Consider the following 15,950-nt stretch of genomic DNA (forward strand, 5'->3'; position numbering starts at 1 on the left):
CCGCACAGGTAGAGCACCCCCGGACCTGCAAGGGCCCGGGGGTGCGAGAACTGCTCGGTGGGTTGCCGCGGTTCAGGCGCCGTGACCACAGCGACACGACAGACCGCCGGAGACCGCGCCGGACCGCCTCAGAAGAGGGCCGGCAATTCCGACACAGACGCGATGGAAGGCATGTCCGAGGGGGCAGAGTCCGAGTCCCGACAGACCGCGCGCCCCTGATATCCGAGTGCGATCGCGGCGGCGACCAGGCTCGGGACGTCATCGACGAACAGGCATTGCGCGGGAGCCAGCCCCAGCGCGCTGCTGGCGTGGTGGTACATGCGCGGGTCCGGTTTGTCGCAGCCGAGTTCGGCGGAGATCGCGTATGCCTCGAAGAAGTGGCCGATGCCGAGTGCGGCATGGAGGTCAGGCAGGTCGGGCCAGGCATCCGAGACCACCGCCATGCGCACGCCCCGCCGATTCAGCTCTTCCAGGGTCTCCACGACCTCCGGGTACGTCTCCAGGATCGTGGCCGGCGGGACTTCGCGACGCAGGTCGGCGAGGAGTCGCGAGGTGGGGGCCACACCGAGGGCGCGAAGCATCACCCGGTGGTACTCGTCGTAGTCGGGCGTCGACGACGAGGTGTCGAAGAAGCGGTCGCCTTCGACGATGGCCGCCGCGAACTGTTCCGGCGTGATCGAGGGGGCGTGGGCGAGGACGGTCTGCTCGAAGTCCGCTCGTGGGTTCCACCGGCCGCCGATCGGCCGCATCAGCACGCCGCCCGAGTCGAAGAGAACAGCACGGAGACCTTCGGGGGAGCGTGGGTGTGTCGTCACCCGCTCATTCTGGTGAGCGGTTGCTGGAAAGTCTTTGCCTTGTGCTGGGATCAGGGCTGTTGACCCTGCGTTTCCCACGGCGTTGGATCTTCCCTGCCCGTGCGGATGTCCGGGCAGGGAAGGGGCTGGGACGATGGCTGAGGACTCCGGACCCGGGCTGATCAGGGTGGTGTATTTCGAGCGGATCTCCGCGCTGATGATGGTTGCGGGCGTGGTGCTGTCCGAAGGGGCACTGCTGCTCTTGACCGGTACGGCTCCCCTGCGGGAGACGCTGATGGTGGTCACGGCCGCGATCACTCTCGTGTCCCTGTTGCTGCTCCCGCTGTGGTTCCGTCTGCCGGCCCGGGTCCGCCGCGAGTACGAGGATGCCGTGCAGATCGCCCACATCGTCGAACCGTACGAGGGTGAGGATGCGGCGCGGCGGCTGTCGCTACGGCGCGCGGCCGTACTCGTCGGTGTGCCGGCCTGCTGGATGGTGCTCATCGGCCTGACGTTCCATGAGCTGATGCCGCCCGTCATGCTGGTCCCGGTGGCCGTGGCCCAGTGGGCGCGGTCCCGGGCGACCGCCGGCTGGGAGCGGGCGAACGGGGCAGCCCTGTGGCTGGGCGTTCCCAGACCACTGCGCCGCCGAGGCCCGGTGCTCCGCTCACCGGCAGCCGGCGGGATGTGAAGGCCCAACCCATCCGAACCTGCCCACGCGCCCTACCGGCGACTGGGGATGGTGGGCTGTCGCAAGGACCTGAAGCTGGGCCTGCTCTTGGACCGCTTCCCGACCGTGGCCGGTCCAGTGGTGCGGGCCGCGTCCGGTGCTCTGCTCGACGACCGTCTCCGCGAGGCTGTGGGGATGCCGGCTCCGCCGCCTGCCATCCGGCTCGTGGTCACAACTGCCCTACGAGTACGGGCGGCACGCGCGCGGAAGCGCCGGCGTGGCCGTGGAGCTCAGTAGCTCAGGTAGAGCAGAAACACCGTCACGTTGATCACCTCGAGCGCGAGCAGCCACCAGAGCGAGGCCCACGCTTCAGAACGGGTGTCGAGCTCTCGTCGGCTGCGGACCGTTCGCCACGGTGAGGCGGGGTCGTACACAAGGAGAGCTTCGTTCCCGGGCGTGCCCCACGTACGGCCGCTGAGCGGGGAGATATAGATGATCCTGTCCCCGGTATGCGTGGAGAATTCAAAGCTTGTCGAGTATCTCCCTTCGGAAGTCGAGACGTTCCGACAGAGCCCCATGACTTCTCTGCCCGACCGCCTCAATCGCCGATCGACCCACAGCGGAATCACGCCGAACCAGAGAAGAAAGGGAACGGGAAAAGCCACCAGACCGGCACAGACCCACCCCAGACCATCCATGCGGCCATGATGACACGCCGCAAACGCGACCCTCACTCGGTGTATTACTCATTCGGATGCACACCTTGTGCACGTTTCGGCCATTGCGTCCAGAATTGGCCTCGCGATGTATTCCCTCACGAAGGTGAAAGACCATGTCGACGTACGTCACGTTGCTGAACTGGACCGATCAAGGGATCCGTAACTACAAGGACACCGCCAAGCGTGCCGAGGCCTTCGCCGCAGCGGTGCAGAAGCTCGGGGCGAAGCTCGAGAACATCTACTGGACCGTCGGCTCGTACGACCTTGTGGCCGTTGTTGAGGCCCCCGACGACGAAACCGCCACCGCGGCACTCCTGCAGCTCGGCGGAGTGGGCAACGTCCGTACCACGACCCTGCGGGCGTTCGACCGGGAGGAAATGGGCCGCATCATCGCCAAGGCCGCCGGCTGAGGACAAGTGGGGGTCCGGCCATCACCGCGTACCGACATCGCGAGCGGTTCCGTCGGCGATGGCCTGGAGCTTGTCCGGGTTGGCCACGTTGTGGATGGCGGTGATGCGGCCGTCGGTGTCGAAGTCGAAGGTGACGGTGGCGATCACACGGCCCGGTCCGCTGAACAGCACGCCCGGCCCGCCGTTGATCTCGACGAGCTCGGCGTTCATGTCGGCGGGCTCGACACCCTGGTACGTGACGGTGCCGATGGCCGCGAACCAGGAGCTCACTGTCTGTGCGCCCACGACCGGCAGCAGGGCCTGGCGGACCTTGCCGCCGCCGTCGGTCCACAAGGTGACGTCCGGGGACAGCAGTTCCATCAGGGTGTTGACGTCACCGCCGGTCGCGGCGGCGAAGAACCGCTCGGTGACCTCACGTTGCCGGGACCGGTCGGCGGTGAAACGGGGCCGCCGGGCCCGTACGTGCTCACGCGCCCGGTGCGCGGCCTGTCGTACCGCCGCCTCGGAGCGTTCCACCGCCTCCGCGATCTCGGCGTGGCTGAAGTCGAAGACCTCCTTCAGCACGAACACCGCGCGCTCAAGGGGGCTCAGCGTCTCCAGCACCACCAGCATCGCCATCGACACCGACTCGGCCTCGGTGACGGCGTCGGCGGTGTCGCCGCTGGTGAGGATGGGCTCCGGAAGCCACGGGCCCACGTAGGTCTCCCGCTTGTGCCGTGTGGAGCGCAGTCGTGCCAGCGCCAGGTTGGAAACGATCCGGGTCAGATACGCCTTGGGGTCCGCGACTTGGGAGCGGTCGGCGGCCGACCACTTGATCCAGGCGTCCTGGACGGCGTCCTCGGCGTCGGTGGCGGTGCCGAGGAGGCGGTAGGCCACGGAGAACAGCAGGTTGCGGTGCTGGTGGAACACCTGCTGGTCGGGGTTCGTGGACAGGTCGGTCACCGTGCCTCCTGGTTCCGGGTGAAGCGGCCGCCGCGGGGCCAGAACGCGCCCGAGGCGGGCATCTTCTTCATACGGCCGTAGGTCGGCCATGGCGAGGCGGTCACCGTCTCCTTGTACCGGACCGCCATGCGGCCCGTCAGGCAGATTCGCCGCGGGCTGTCGTCGGGGCGGGTGAACTGCACGACGGCGTCGTTCCGGCCCAGGCTCACCGGCGTGTGGTAGTAGCCGAAGCGGAACGGCTTGGGCTGCTTGCCCTTGAGTACCCGGTCGATCGACAGCGCGGCGTGCACACCGGTCGGCATGCCGCCCTGGCAGGTGCCGTGCATGACGCCGTAGCCCTGGCGGATCGCGGCCGCGTCGCCGACCGCGTACACCTCCGGGTGGGACACCGACCTCAGCGCGGCGTCGGTGACGATGCGGCCGCGTTCGTCGACGGTCAGCCCGGCGGCAGCCGCCAGCGGCGACACCCGCGTGCCGCTTGTCCACAGGACCGCGTCAGCGGCGACACTCTCCCCGCCCGCCAACTCGACCGCACCGGGGCGCACCTTCACCACCTCGACCCCGCCGCGCACCCGCACGCCCAGACGATCCAGCGCGGCGTGCAGATATGCCCCGGCCTTCCGGTTCAGGGCCGCACCGGGCTCCTGCCGGCCCAGCAGGACGACGTCGAGGTCCGGGTACCGCTCGGCGATCTCCGCGGCCGACTCGACACCGGTCAGCCCGCTGCCGCAGACCGCCACCGTGCCGGTGCCGCCGTCGAGCCGGGCCAGCCGGTCGCCGAGCAACTCGGCGTCCTGGACGCCGTTCAGGGTGTACGCGTGGTCCTCGACGCCCGCCACCGTCGCCGTGTCGGCCACGCCGCCCAACCCGTACACCAGGGTGTCGTAGTGCAGCACTTGGTCGTCATCGATCCGTACGGTCCTCGTGCCGGCGTCGATCGCCGTCACCCAGCCGCGCACGAACCGCGCGCCCGTGCCCTCCAACAGCTCGGGGATGCTCAGCTCGGCGAGCTGCTGCCCGGTCGCCGTCATGTGCAGCCGCATCCGCTCGGTGAACCGCTCCTGCGCGTTCACCAGGGTCACCTGCACGTCCTCGCGCCTCCTGCCCCGGGCCGCGAGCTGGATGGCCGCGGACATACCCGCGTACCCCGCTCCCAGGATCAGCACGCGGTGGGTGATCGCCGTACCGACTTCGTTCTGTGCGTTCATGGCTGCGTCGTCCTCTTCCTCGTCTCGCCGTTGACGACCACCAGATGCAAGCTGCCCCTGCGTCCGTGACATGAGGCTGACGTGACGTAGGTCACACGGTCAGTCAGGATGTTTCGCGCCACCTTCGTCGTATATCGCTGTTCTCTTACGGGCCGGTCCATATGGCCTGAAGAACAAGGCAGGCGCCTTGCGGTGCCCCAGGAGAACTTCGCCTCGTCCGGCGCTCAGGGACCAGGGTGAAGCGAGGGCAGGGCGGCGATGATGAGTCAGGCCGAAAAGGGTCGATCGGGCGCGGCCTGCACATGAGAACCCTTGTCCCGCTTTCACTGTGGTTGGACTCTCTACATCCATCTCTCGCCCTATTTTCCCAAGGAGGGGACGTGGAAAGGGACATAGAAGAACTGGACGGCAAAGTCCATGACATCGTGCGGCTCATCAAGGACATCCGGGACGAGGACATCTGGCGGACGCTTAGGGAATCCTGGCGGCGGCCAGGCTGGACGACCCCCGCGGAGTCGATCCTCGTGGCAGGGCATCTCGATTCACTCAAGGACCAACTGCAGCAGATTCGGCAACAGCAGGAGAGGCTTGTCGAAGGGTGCCGTGCCGTCGGGGAGAAGAGCTGACCAACTGGTGCTGGAGAAGGGCCTGGTGGTGGAGGGCTACGGCCGCGTCCGGGCTTCCCTCGCCCAACTCCGCCCTGCCGAGCCGGGTCAGGCTCCGCACACAGCTGAGGACCCTGCCGAGCAGCCGGGGACGTCCTCCAGGTCGGAGAAGCCGAAATGCCCCGGACCATGATCGGTCCGGGGCATTTCGACCGGTGCTCCCGGCAGGAGTCAGCCGTTGACGCAGGTGTTACCAGCCGCCGGGTTGAGCAGTCCGACGACGTTCACGCTGTTGCCGCAGGCGTTGACCGGGATACTTACCGGTGCCTGCACGACATTGCCGGACAGCAGACCGCCCGAGTTGGTCGCGGTGCCCACGGCGGCAGCACCCTTTCGCTTGACGGTCAGGGTCGCGGAGGCTGGGGGATTCAGGCCGACCGTGGCGACCCCTTCGGAGCTGTTGACGTAGGTCCCCGCCTTGGCAGCGGTGACATTCACGGTGACCGTGCAGGACTTCTCACCGGCGGCCAGGTCTCCGCCGGCCAGAGCCAGGGACGAGCCCCCCGCCGTCGCGGAGACCGTGCCGTCGCCGCAGGTCGTCGACGCGTTCGCGTCCGAGGCCACGCTCACTCCCGCGGGCAGGCTGTCGGTGAAGCCGAAATCGCTCTTCGCCGCCAGTTCGCTGGTGTTGGTCACCGTCATGGTGAGCGTCGAGGTGCCGCGCTTCTCGATGGTGGCAGGACTGAACGCCTTGTCCATCTGCGGAGTCGCGTCCAGGATCCGAATATTGTCGAAGGCGTGGTCGTTGCCGTACCAGTCGCTCTGCCCATTGAGCATCTTGATGCCCAACTGGCTGCCGGTGAACAGTACGGCTCTGTTGCCGGCGAACGACCCGGCCATGAGCCCGTTTCCTCCGGGGTAGGGCTGGGCTTTGGGGTCGGTGCAGGGATTGATGGGGTCGGTGAAGGCCGGGATGTCCGGACCATTGCCGGTCAGATAGAACTTCAGCAGCGGATCCTCGACCGCGCAATTGTCCGCGGCCACGTCCACCGCGAAGGTGATGTAGCGGTTCGGCGTCGCGATCGGGATGGGCTGCTCGGTCCGGAACTCCACCAGGTCGGCACCCGTGTCCACCGAGAGGGTGTACGCGGCAACCGCGTGATTGGTCGGCGGATTCGTCCCGCCGACCTGCCCCAACGTATGGGCCATGTTCTTCAGGCGGTCCATCGGCACCCCTTGACAGTCAGGCTGACCCGCACCGGACTGGTTGAGGATGATGCCGTTGCACTGCGCAGGATCCAGCCACGGTGGGTCGGCCGTGTACGTCTCGTTCAGCGCTGGGGCCCCGACGTAGTCCTCGAGGAGAATCGGGGTGTCGCCTGCGTTTTCGAAGTCCTCGGCGAACACGGTGATCGGGTCCTGCGGGACACCCGGAGTGCCGGGTCCACGAAGGGCGTTCACACCCGCCGGCGCAACCTGGGCCCGGTCCTGGGCCTGGTCCTGGTCCTGGGCTTGAGCGGCCAGCGGAGCACTCGCGATCGCGAGTGCCATCAGGGACACTGGTGCAATGCGTGTGCGTCGGGAAATCTTCGCTGCGGAAATTGCGACCACCTCTTTCAGGTAGACCGAATTCCAGCACACGCTCCGGAAAGCACTCGACCAACGAGCTCGACGATTGCGCTTTTCACCGTGATGGTCGACCCGGAAACAAATCCTATGAATGCATGTCGGAATTCAAAGAATCCGGTAGGCGATCCGTCTCTCCGAGGCGTGAGAGGAGTCCGACGGTGGCTGAAGACTTTTCCGCGGTGGCGAGGTTCCTGTACGAGGCAGGGACGCTGAAGCAGGCGAAGCGCACCGGCTGGTGGATGGCCGGGGTACGCGACCCCGAGTCGGTCGCCGAGCACTCCTGGCGCACCGCGGTCATCGCGACGATCATCGCGAAACTCGAAGGCGCCGACCCTGCGCAGGCCGCCTTCCTCGCGGTGTGGCACGACTCCCAGGAGACGCGGACCGGTGACGTGAACTATCTCGGGAAGAAGTACGCCACCGAGGCTGACCCGCAGGCGGTCACCGCCGACCAGGTCGCCGGCATGCCCGGGATCCTGGCCTCGGCCGTGCGCGAACTGGTCGCCGAGTACGAGGCGAAGGAGTCCGCCGAGGCGATCTGCGCCCGAGACGCCGACAAACTGGAATGCATGATCCAGGGCGTCGAGTACAAGGCCCAGGGTTACGAGAATGCCCAGCGGTGGATCGACAACAGCCGCGGCCGCCTCACCACCAAGACCGCGAACGAGCTCGCCGACGCGATCCTGGAGACCGGGTCCCTGGACTGGCTGCGTGCAGCGCTCGGCGAGAAGCGGAGTTGACTGCGGCCACGGCGGGAGCAGTGCCGGCCGAGCCGTGCCGTGCCCGGGCCCTAACGGTGAACACTGTGCCAACTACCTGTGTGCACCTGTAACTTGACCGTGACTTGACCCTCGGTCGCGAGGTAATCTCCAGGTAAAGCGGCGTTCGCGGTAGCCAAATGGACGCCGCGCGCCCCTTCGCCCCGCGTCGGGCGCTGGACGGCATACCCCGACATTCCTCTGTCGACCCATGGCAGAGCAAAGATCAAAGGAGGCAACGGTGTTCGATCTCCGGACAGAGGCTGAAATGAGGCTGCACTCGGACAAGGTCGCCAGGGAACTCGCCCTGAAAAAGCAGCGTGAAGAGAGCGGCGAGAACAACACCACCTCCGAAGCGGAGCCACGCTCGTCGACGTCCGCGAGTGCCCCACTCACGACCGAGTAGCGGTCCCGCACCCCGCTTCGCCGGCCTCCCGCAGGCGCGCGTCCATCGACTCGCTCCGGTCGTACGGGTCGACCTCGGGACCGTCTCCCGAACCCGTGGCCGTCCGCTCGGCGTTGAACTCGGGAGTGAGGTAGCCGGTGAAGGTGTCGCAGCCGCCGTTGGTGGTGTCCACCTTGTAGGAGACGAGGGAGAACGTCCCCCGCTCGATGACCACCTTCGCCGGGTCGTCCCAGCTCATCACGACCTCGCGGCGCACGATGGTGCGCGCGACCTCGTCGCTTCCCGCTGCGGCGCGTACGACCGGATAGACGTACGTGACATCGGTGGTCACTTCGACCGCGCCGCGCTCACCCTCCCGGTACGTGATCCGTCCTCGTGTCTTGACCACGTCCCCGACAAGCCGCACCTTCGCTTTCTCGAATCGGCTGAACAGCAGCAGAGGGTCGTTCTCCCGACTGGGCGCGCGGAACGCGGTCGCCAGATAGTCCTGGACGTCCTGCTGACGCGGATTGATCAACGCGATCGCCTTCGTCGGCCGCTCCCCGCGCAGTACACCGGAATCCAGACTGGACGCGGCAAGGAAGTCCCGGGTTCGATCGAGTGCCTGCGCGACCTGTTCCTTGCTCATCCAGCCGGTTGCCCGTGCCGCGGGCAGCTGGATCCCTGCCGTCCCGTCGCCCCACCGCGTCGCAGGCGACCCCCTGAACGGCTGCTCCACCGTGGGCAGTTGGGATGCCGCCTCCGTCGCCGGCGGCTTGTCCGGACGTTCCGACTCCGCGGCGAGCGGCGCGCTCTCGCCGTCTCCGCCCCCGAACCATCCGGCCACCCGCCCCGGAGCCAGTGCCACGACCAGCAATCCGACCGCGACCAGCAGACCGACCACGTACCAGCCCTTGCCCCGTCGCCGTCGGGCCGGTTGGTGAGTCCGCCACCCCTCCGGAGGGGCGGGCTCCTCGCGCAGCCGCCGCGCCACCATGCGGGCCCGCGCCGACGGCTCCTCGGGCGCGTCCTGAGTCCCGGCCTCGGCCTCCCGTAGGAAGCGCTCCCACTCCTCGTCCGGTATGGACGCCCCACCCTTGCCCACGATGCGCTCCAGTCCCATCCCACAGACCCGGCCACTCCCCAGGGCCGGTCGTCGTCGGTGCATCATCACATGGCTCAGCCGCACCATCACGCGCGTGCCGGGAGGTGTTAAGTTCGCGCCGACCGCGACCAGTTGGCCGGCCCGGGCCGCGATCTGCCGCGAAGGCGAGGAAGTGCTCGGCCTTGCCGACTCTCCCCATCCCTCTCCCATGTGAGCGCGCTCCTCACAACTGCCGCCACTTTGTTCATGAGCTGGTACCGTCCCGGTCCATGGCGCGTGGTCAGTGCCACGACATCGACACTGACGCCGACGCCGGCGCCGTGCTCGGTGAGGGGGGCCTCAGATCGCGCTCGGCGTTCTTTAGGTGCTGTGCGCGAGGGGTGGACGGTGTTCAGAAGCCCTGAATGGCCGTTGGCGGTCCTGGCCCGTGTCGCCATGCGCCGTCGCTCTCTTCGGCGAAGGCGGCGCCCCGCCGCACGTCCGAGGCTCGACCTGCTGGAGCCGTGGGAGCAGGCGGTCGACGAGCAGACCGCGCGCGCCCACACACTCCCCGGTGTCCACGGGTTCCCGTTCCGCCCGCGCGGCGCCGAGGACGTACCCGACGGCGCGCTCGGGGCACTTCGCCGGGCTGTGGGGGCCGGGGATGCCGAAGACCTGCTCGTCCTTCCCGCCCACACTCGGCCCGGCCGTCTCGGAGACAGCCGCCTTCAGATTCTGACGCCTTCCAGCGTGCTCGGATTCGGACCCGGCGGAGTGGCGTTGTGGGTCGGTGCTCCCGCCCTCCCCGGAGTGCGGGTGGTCCTCCATCCGCAGCAGGTGGCCGCGATCGAGACCGCTCACGTCCTGCTGTACGCCCGACTGACGATCTTCGCACCCGACGCGCGCCTGAACGTCCACTACAACGAGGTTGCCGGGCATGAACTGCACCCCCTGGTGCAGTCCCTGCGTCGCCGTGTCGCCCGCACCGAGCTGGACATGCCCGACGCTCCCGCACCGAACGCCGGGCTGCCGTACAAATGGCGACGACTGCTCACCTCGGACGCGGCGCGCCTGGACGACGGCGATCCGGTCGCCGCCGTCGCCGGGGCGCTGCCCGTGCCCCGGCGCTCGGAAGCCGCGTACGCGGCCGTCGTACTCACGCCCCGCGAACTCGTCGTCCTCGCCGACCCGGTGCACGCCGATACGACCGGCGGCCGCCACGGCCTGGACACACACGCCATTCCGCGCGCGAGCATCGAGCAGGTACGGGCGGACGGGCCGCTCCTGCGGGTCCGTGTGTGCGGAGCGGACCTGCAACTGCCGCTGGGCCAGGAGCTGTCCGCCCGGGTCGTCCATGAGTTCGCACGGCATCTGCCCGTCGCCTCGTAGCAGTTCGCAGCGGGCCGGACCCGGATGCTGTCACGTGATCACGGCGGCTGGCATTCGCCGACAGCGTTACGCACTTTCGAGTGACGGGGCTGGTCAGGAGCCGGGTGGCGAGTGCTGGCAGACGGTTGCCTCAGGCCGGTGTTCATGGGGCAGACGGCGCCTACGGGTATCCAGCAGGTTGTTTTGGCCTCATGAATGGATGACGCAGGCGACCGTCACGAAAATATGGGCGATTGGTAACACGCTTCGTGTATCGCTCATATCGGTGGTGTGCGGGCGCAATGTGAGGGCCCTCGGCCACCGGGCCGGGGCTCGCACAAGCAGATCAGCGGCACCTGTCGGTGCCGGGTTCGGGTCTGCCAGCACGGAAATGAGGGGCCTTCCATGTCTGCTTCCCTGTCTGCCACTGCCCGCCGTCTCACCGCGGCCGTCCTCGCGGCCGGCGCTCTGGTGGGTGCGACGGCCACGTCGGCCTCCGCCGGCCACGACCGGCTTCCGTACCTGCCGGTCGTGGAGATCAGCGCGGTGCAGTACGACTCGCCGGGCTACGACAACGGCAGCAACCGGTCCCTGAACCGGGAGTGGGTGGAGCTCACCAACACCTCGCGCCGTGAGGTGAACCTGGACGGCTGGACGCTGTCGGCCGAAGACGGCCACACCTACACCTTCCGCGGTTTCTGGCTGGAGGGACGGGCCACCGTCCGCGTCCACACCGGCATCGGCCGCGACATCGACAGCGACGTCTACCAGGACCTCCGCAACTACGTATGGGACAACCGCTCCGACACCGCCACCCTGAGCAACCACCGCGGCCGCGTCATCGACACCGAGACCTGGGGTCAGGACGTCCGCGACCGCCGCGACGGAGGCCACCACCGCCACGGAGGCCACCACCGCCACCACAACCACTGAGACAACCGGTCTTGTAGTGCCGCATGAGACCGCGAAGAGCCGGTACCGCGACGCGGTACCGGCTCTTCGCGCAACAAGACCGAGTCCGAACGGCCAGGGAACTACACTCGCCCCGCATCTCCCCGACCTGAGCCTCCTGCATCATCGCCCATCGGCACCGCCGATCAACGCGCCGGCGGTAATTCCCTACCGTGGTGGTCGCAAAGTGCGGAGACTCGTCTCATGGCTGACATGGGGGCGTTCCGGGAGGCGGTCACCGCGTGGGCGGCCGGTGGCCCAGGCGGCCCCGCCCGCGAGCTGGCCGCGCGGCTGCCCGTACGGACAGCCGTCCTGCTCGAAGGGCCGAGCGACGTCGCGGCGGTCAGCGCGCTCGCCGCGGGCCGCGGCCGGGACCTGGCGGCCGAAGGAGTCTGCGTCCTGGCGATGGGCGGTGCGATGAGCGTCGGGCGCTTCGCCCACCTCCTCGGGCCACCCGGCCTGGGCCTCCGCCTCACGGGACTGTGCGACGAGAGGGAGCGCAGCTACTACGCTCGCGGCTTGGAGCGGGCCAGTGCGGCACAGCAAGGGTTCTTCGTCTGCGCGGCGGATCTGGAGGACGAGCTCATCCGCGCGCTGGGCGTGACACGGGTGGAGGAGCTCGTCCGGGCGGAGGGCGACCTGCGCGCCCTGCAGACCTTCCTGCGCCAGCCCGCACAGCGGGGCCGCCCCTCACAGCAGCAGCTGCGGCGCTTCCTCGGCACGAAGAAAGGGCGCAAGATCCACTACGGCCGCGTCCTCGTCGAGGCCCTCGACCCCGACCGCACACCCGCCCCACTCGACAGCCTGCTCACCAGCCTCTGACCGCTGGGCGACGTTCGCCGGTGGAAGACTCAAGTGGTCTGGACGGCTACGCGCCGGGGGCCCGGTACTGGACTCGCTCGGCTTTGCGCAAGGCATCCATTGTCTCATCGACGGTCAGCAGGACAGTCGTCTCAAACGAGCTGAGCGCGCCGCCTCCACTGATCGCCAGCGAAACCGAGGCCATGGACACGTTGTCGGGGGCCTCCCACAGGTTATAGCCGTCGTGCGTGCCGAAGGCATACCAGAAGCCATGGAGCTTCCCGCCGACGGACTCGATGTACGACCGAGCGGCCTGTGCACGGTCCTCGGGTTGGCCGATCAGCCTCGCCCAAGTCTCCGGCGTGTAGCTGAACCGCGATAGATAGAGCGGCATCATGTCTCCCTTTCCGTCCATCATGTGATGCCACCGCAGGGAGAGAAATGTTCCGGAAGAGGCCCGCGTGTCCCTCGAACGGCCGCGGACGATGACGGGCCTGCCCCTGACCCGGGGCACGGGCCCGGTCCACCGCCGGCCGGTCGCCGTCAGCCGTGGTGCCGCCCCGTCAAGGAGGCGAGCCCGTCCTCCAGCCCCTGACGGAACGCGGACCGCCGTTTCTCCGGTATGTCGCGCAGCAACCGGTCCTCCAGCTCCTGCACCGCCGGCGCACACGCCGCCAGCAGTTCCTGCCCCTCCTGTGTCAGCCGGGCCTCCATGATCCGCCGGTTCCCCGGGGCATGGGCGCGCTCGATCAGCCCGCGCTCCTCCAGGGCGCGCACGATCTCGTGCATCGTCTGGGGCCTGACGAAGGAGCGGCGGGCCAACTGGGCGGAGGAGAGCCCGCGGCGGTGCTGAAGCACGGTCAGGGCCGTGTACTGGAACGTCGTGAGCCCGTACGGCCGGAGGGCCTCGTCCATGAAGGAGCGGATGGCCAGTTCGAGTTGCTTGACGAGATAGATCGTCAGCGGGCCCGTGGGGCTCTCGGGGTCCGCTTCGGGATCCGCACCCGGAGCCGATCCCGGAGCCGGATCCCGATCGGCTGCCTCCGCCATCGTGCGCACCTCTTGGTCGGTCGTCTGGGAGGTCGGGCGAGGCCGTCGGGGAGGTCAGACGACCGGCGTCCTCACCCGATAGCCGACCGGTAGGAGTTCCAGGTCACGTCGGCGTGCCACGGTACCCCACAGGCCGTGGGGCATCCACAGCGTCATCCCGATGGCCAGGGCGCCGAGCCCGATCAGGTACCAGGTGCCGCCGTTGTCGCCGAACCAGTCCTGCACCAGGAAGAACACGATCGCTCCGATGATCGGTCCCTCGAAGGTGCCGAGGCCGCCGATGACCACCATGAAGATCATGTACGCGGACCAGTGGACCCCGAAAATGGAGTCCGGCTGCGCCCGCAGCGTGTTCGCGAGGGTGAGTCCGCCGGCCGCCGCGCAGCCCACCGCCGCGAGGACGAAGACCAGTCGTTTCGCCGAGGTGACCCGCACCCCGACGGACGCCGCTCCCACCGGGTCGTCGCGGATCGCCTCCAGCGAAGACCCCAGCCTGCTGCGCAGCAGCACGAACACGGCCAGCAGCAGCACACTCATCAGCGCCAAGGCGAGCCAGTACACCTGGGCTTGCCGCACCGCCGGATCGGTGGCCGACAGATCGGTGAGCGAGCGGCCGGAACCACCGCCCAGCGAAGGCGTGTTCACGACGACCAGCCGGAAGAACTCCGCGATCGCCCACATGCCGATGGCGAACTGCCCACCGGTGAGCCGGAACGCGAGCAGCGAGGTGGGTACGGCGACGGCACCCGCGAGCAGGGCCGCCAGGACGACCGCGAGAAAGGGGCTGACGCCTCGGTCGACGAAGAGGAAGACTCCGTACGCGCCGAGGCCGATGAAGCCCTGCTGGCCGACGGAGACCAGACCGGCGTAGCCCGCCAGCGCGTTCCACATGGCCGCGACGATGACGAGGACGAACAGGGTCGTCAGCTTCGCGGTCGCCTCGGGCGTGAAGACGAAGGGCGCGAACGCCAGGGCGAGCAGCAGGGCGGCCAGGGCACCGGACGCCGTACGGGAGACGGGGGTCCATCGGTGGATGGTGGCGGTAGCGGGGGCCACCGGTGATGCGGTGGTCATGTGCGGCTCCTTCTCATGCCGAGCAGTCCCTGCGGACGGAAGGCCAGGACCGCGAGGAACACCGCGTGTCCGGCCACGATGGAGAAGCGCGGATCCACCTGCGCGCCGACCGTCTGGGCGACGCCGAGGACCATGCCCCCGGCGAGCGTCCCCCACAGCGAACCGAGCCCTCCGATCACGACGACCTCGAAGGCGAACAGCAGCTGGGTCGGCCCCATGGACGGGCTGAACGACGACCGCATCGCGAAGAACGCTCCCGCCAGACCGGCGGTGGCGACGGCGATGGCGGCGGCCCAGGCGTACACCCGGCGGCTGTCGATCCCGACCAGCTCGGCGGTGTCCGCGTCGGCGGCGGTGGCGCGGATCGCCCGGCCGATGCCCGTACGGGCGAGCAGCAGTTGCAGCCCGCCGAGCAGCGCGACCGCAACCGCCACGGTGAGCAGGCCGAGATACGGGATGCTCACCGACGACCCGAGCTGGTGAATGCCTCCGGGCACGTCGAGGGAGCGGATCTGAGGGTGGTGAACTGCTGGGGGAGCCGGAATGGGCGGCGGAAGCCGCTGGGGGGAGCCAGAGCCGCAAGCAGAAAGCGGTGGCGGGTTCCTTCGCGTCCCGGTAGGGCCGGGCAACGTGCCCGATATCAGGAACCCTGATGATGAGCATGATGATGCACACGGCGACGCCGGATGACAAGGGTGTGGCGGAGATGTATCGGGCGCACTCCTCGGGGGGGGGGGGGGGGACCCTCCGGCCCCTCGGGGAGAGAAGTTGCTGTGAGGGCCTTGACGCGGCCCGCTCGGCAGGCGTACCTCTTTCTCAGGTTTCCTGACAATCGACCAGCGTGGCCCGCGCTCGACGCACGCCTCGGCCCTTGCCGGTCGTGGTGACCCGGGGGTGTGACGTCATTCTGATCGGTTGGCGTGCAACCTTCGCCAGAACGCCCCGAACTCGGGACCACCCTCTGTGACCAGGTGCCGGAATCGCTGGAGGAACTGCAGCTCCGCCTCGGTCTGACCGAGGCGGTACTCGTGCTCGATGAGCCACAGCGGGTCGATGTCCGCCTTCGCTAGGCGGCCTCGCAGCTCCACGACCTGCTTCTCCAGGGCCCCCTGACGCTGGTCGAGCAGGGCGGTGACCTCGTCCGGCGGCAGCACCGCGATGAGCGCGAGCGCCGCCTCGAAGCGGGGGTACTCCTTTGCGGGGACGGCCACCAACTCCCGCATGCGCTCTTGGAGTTCGGTGGCACCCACATCAGTGAGGCGGTAGACGGTGCGCTCTGGACGCTGCCCCTCGCGCGCCGTCTCCTGTGCCTCGATGTACCCGTCGCGGCTGAGTTGGTCGACGACCATGTAGAGCGAGGCGTGCCGGTACTTGATGCTCTCCTGCGCGTTGCGCTGCTTGAGGACCTTGCCCAGTTCGTAGGGGTGCATGGGGCGTTCCAAGAGGTACGCGAGCACGGCGAGGGCCAGCGGGTTACTGACGTGCCTGCCCATGCGTTGCCT

Annotated in this window: 18 protein-coding genes and 2 pseudogenes; 8 read left to right on the forward strand and 12 right to left on the reverse strand. The window is 68.5% G+C overall.

The annotated features are described in order from the left end of the window. Positions 1-128 precede the first annotated feature (128 nt). Complete coding sequence (locus tag FE633_RS10070; RefSeq protein ID WP_138044776.1) at positions 129-815, reverse strand: HAD family hydrolase; 687 nt, start codon at positions 813-815, stop codon at positions 129-131. 133 nt (positions 816-948) lie between these two features. Between FE633_RS10070 and FE633_RS10075 the strand changes: the two genes are divergently transcribed. Next, entirely contained in the window at positions 949-1,485 is a 537-nt protein-coding gene (locus tag FE633_RS10075) for a hypothetical protein (RefSeq protein WP_138044777.1), read from the forward strand. Positions 1,486-1,754: 269 nt separating this feature from the next. On the opposite strand, the gene FE633_RS10080 is transcribed toward FE633_RS10075, so the two are convergent. After that, positions 1,755-2,162 (reverse strand): hypothetical protein, encoded by a 408-nt coding sequence (locus FE633_RS10080; protein WP_138044778.1) that lies wholly within the window; start codon positions 2,160-2,162, stop codon positions 1,755-1,757. 134 nt (positions 2,163-2,296) lie between these two features. Here FE633_RS10080 and FE633_RS10085 point away from each other — a divergent pair, with 134 nt between their 5' ends. Beyond that, positions 2,297-2,593 (forward strand): GYD domain-containing protein, encoded by a 297-nt coding sequence (locus tag FE633_RS10085; protein WP_138044779.1) that lies wholly within the window; start codon positions 2,297-2,299, stop codon positions 2,591-2,593. Positions 2,594-2,614: 21 nt separating this feature from the next. Here FE633_RS10085 and FE633_RS10090 read toward each other — a convergent pair whose 3' ends face one another. Next, complete coding sequence (locus FE633_RS10090; RefSeq protein WP_246113534.1) at positions 2,615-3,535, reverse strand: RNA polymerase sigma-70 factor; 921 nt, start codon at positions 3,533-3,535, stop codon at positions 2,615-2,617. Continuing rightward, complete coding sequence (locus FE633_RS10095; protein WP_138044781.1) at positions 3,532-4,743, reverse strand: NAD(P)/FAD-dependent oxidoreductase; 1,212 nt, start codon at positions 4,741-4,743, stop codon at positions 3,532-3,534. Before FE633_RS10095 ends, FE633_RS10090 begins: the two co-directional genes overlap by 4 nt. A gap of 380 nt (positions 4,744-5,123) precedes the next feature. Here FE633_RS10095 and FE633_RS10100 point away from each other — a divergent pair, with 380 nt between their 5' ends. Further along, a complete protein-coding gene (locus FE633_RS10100; protein ID WP_138044782.1) occupies positions 5,124-5,369 on the forward strand; it encodes a hypothetical protein in 246 nt (81 codons plus the stop codon). Positions 5,370-5,582: 213 nt separating this feature from the next. Here FE633_RS10100 and FE633_RS48215 read toward each other — a convergent pair. Both FE633_RS48215 and FE633_RS49455 read right to left on the reverse strand, forming a co-directional pair. Beyond that, positions 5,583-5,780: pseudogene (locus tag FE633_RS48215) on the reverse strand (chaplin); the annotation flags it as partial. Beyond that, positions 5,760-6,899 (reverse strand): annotated as a pseudogene (locus FE633_RS49455) (DUF7933 domain-containing protein); the annotation flags it as partial. The pseudogenes FE633_RS49455 and FE633_RS48215, both read right to left, overlap by 21 nt. A gap of 236 nt (positions 6,900-7,135) precedes the next feature. Here FE633_RS49455 and FE633_RS10110 point away from each other — a divergent pair. Both FE633_RS10110 and FE633_RS47100 read left to right on the forward strand, forming a co-directional pair. Continuing rightward, on the forward strand, positions 7,136-7,717 hold the full coding sequence (locus tag FE633_RS10110; protein WP_138044783.1) for an HD domain-containing protein: 582 nt from the start codon (positions 7,136-7,138) through the stop codon (positions 7,715-7,717). A gap of 286 nt (positions 7,718-8,003) precedes the next feature. Further along, the gene (locus FE633_RS47100) at positions 8,004-8,141 is read left to right on the forward strand and encodes a hypothetical protein (RefSeq protein ID WP_171059882.1); all 138 of its coding nucleotides are present in this window, start codon (positions 8,004-8,006) and stop codon (positions 8,139-8,141) included. On the opposite strand, the gene FE633_RS10115 is transcribed toward FE633_RS47100, so the two are convergent. Further along, on the reverse strand, positions 8,128-9,225 hold the full coding sequence (locus FE633_RS10115; protein WP_138044871.1) for a hypothetical protein: 1,098 nt from the start codon (positions 9,223-9,225) through the stop codon (positions 8,128-8,130). The genes FE633_RS47100 and FE633_RS10115 overlap by 14 nt on opposite strands. A gap of 387 nt (positions 9,226-9,612) precedes the next feature. On the opposite strand from FE633_RS10115, the gene FE633_RS10120 reads away from it, so the two are divergent. The 3 genes from FE633_RS10120 (at position 9,613) to FE633_RS10130 (ending at position 12,345) form a co-directional block, all read left to right on the forward strand. Next, on the forward strand, positions 9,613-10,593 hold the full coding sequence (locus FE633_RS10120; protein ID WP_138044784.1) for a hypothetical protein: 981 nt from the start codon (positions 9,613-9,615) through the stop codon (positions 10,591-10,593). A gap of 384 nt (positions 10,594-10,977) precedes the next feature. Beyond that, positions 10,978-11,505, forward strand: a complete 528-nt coding sequence (locus FE633_RS10125; RefSeq protein ID WP_138044785.1) for a lamin tail domain-containing protein — start codon at positions 10,978-10,980, stop codon at positions 11,503-11,505. Between the two features lie 222 nt (positions 11,506-11,727). Continuing rightward, a complete protein-coding gene (locus tag FE633_RS10130) occupies positions 11,728-12,345 on the forward strand; it encodes a TOPRIM nucleotidyl transferase/hydrolase domain-containing protein (RefSeq protein WP_138044786.1) in 618 nt (205 codons plus the stop codon). A gap of 46 nt (positions 12,346-12,391) precedes the next feature. On the opposite strand, the gene FE633_RS10135 is transcribed toward FE633_RS10130, so the two are convergent. The 5 genes from FE633_RS10135 to FE633_RS10155 form a co-directional block, all read right to left on the reverse strand. Further along, entirely contained in the window at positions 12,392-12,718 is a 327-nt protein-coding gene (locus FE633_RS10135) for a GYD domain-containing protein (protein WP_138044872.1), read from the reverse strand. Positions 12,719-12,867: 149 nt separating this feature from the next. Beyond that, on the reverse strand, positions 12,868-13,374 hold the full coding sequence (locus FE633_RS10140; RefSeq protein WP_138044787.1) for a MarR family winged helix-turn-helix transcriptional regulator: 507 nt from the start codon (positions 13,372-13,374) through the stop codon (positions 12,868-12,870). Between the two features lie 54 nt (positions 13,375-13,428). Next, the gene (locus FE633_RS10145) at positions 13,429-14,448 is read right to left on the reverse strand and encodes a branched-chain amino acid ABC transporter permease (protein WP_138044788.1); all 1,020 of its coding nucleotides are present in this window, start codon (positions 14,446-14,448) and stop codon (positions 13,429-13,431) included. Next, positions 14,445-14,945 carry a branched-chain amino acid ABC transporter permease gene (locus FE633_RS10150; protein WP_246113536.1) on the reverse strand — a complete coding sequence of 167 codons (501 nt, stop codon included), beginning with the start codon at positions 14,943-14,945 and terminating at the stop codon, positions 14,445-14,447. Before FE633_RS10150 ends, FE633_RS10145 begins: the two co-directional genes overlap by 4 nt. A 405-nt stretch (positions 14,946-15,350) precedes the next feature. Beyond that, on the reverse strand, positions 15,351-15,941 hold the full coding sequence (locus FE633_RS10155; RefSeq protein WP_138044789.1) for a PadR family transcriptional regulator: 591 nt from the start codon (positions 15,939-15,941) through the stop codon (positions 15,351-15,353). Positions 15,942-15,950: the final 9 nt, after the last annotated feature.

Origin of the sequence: Streptomyces montanus, from assembly GCF_005786655.1 — a bacterium.
GTDB lineage: Bacteria > Actinomycetota > Actinomycetes > Streptomycetales > Streptomycetaceae > Streptomyces > Streptomyces sporangiiformans.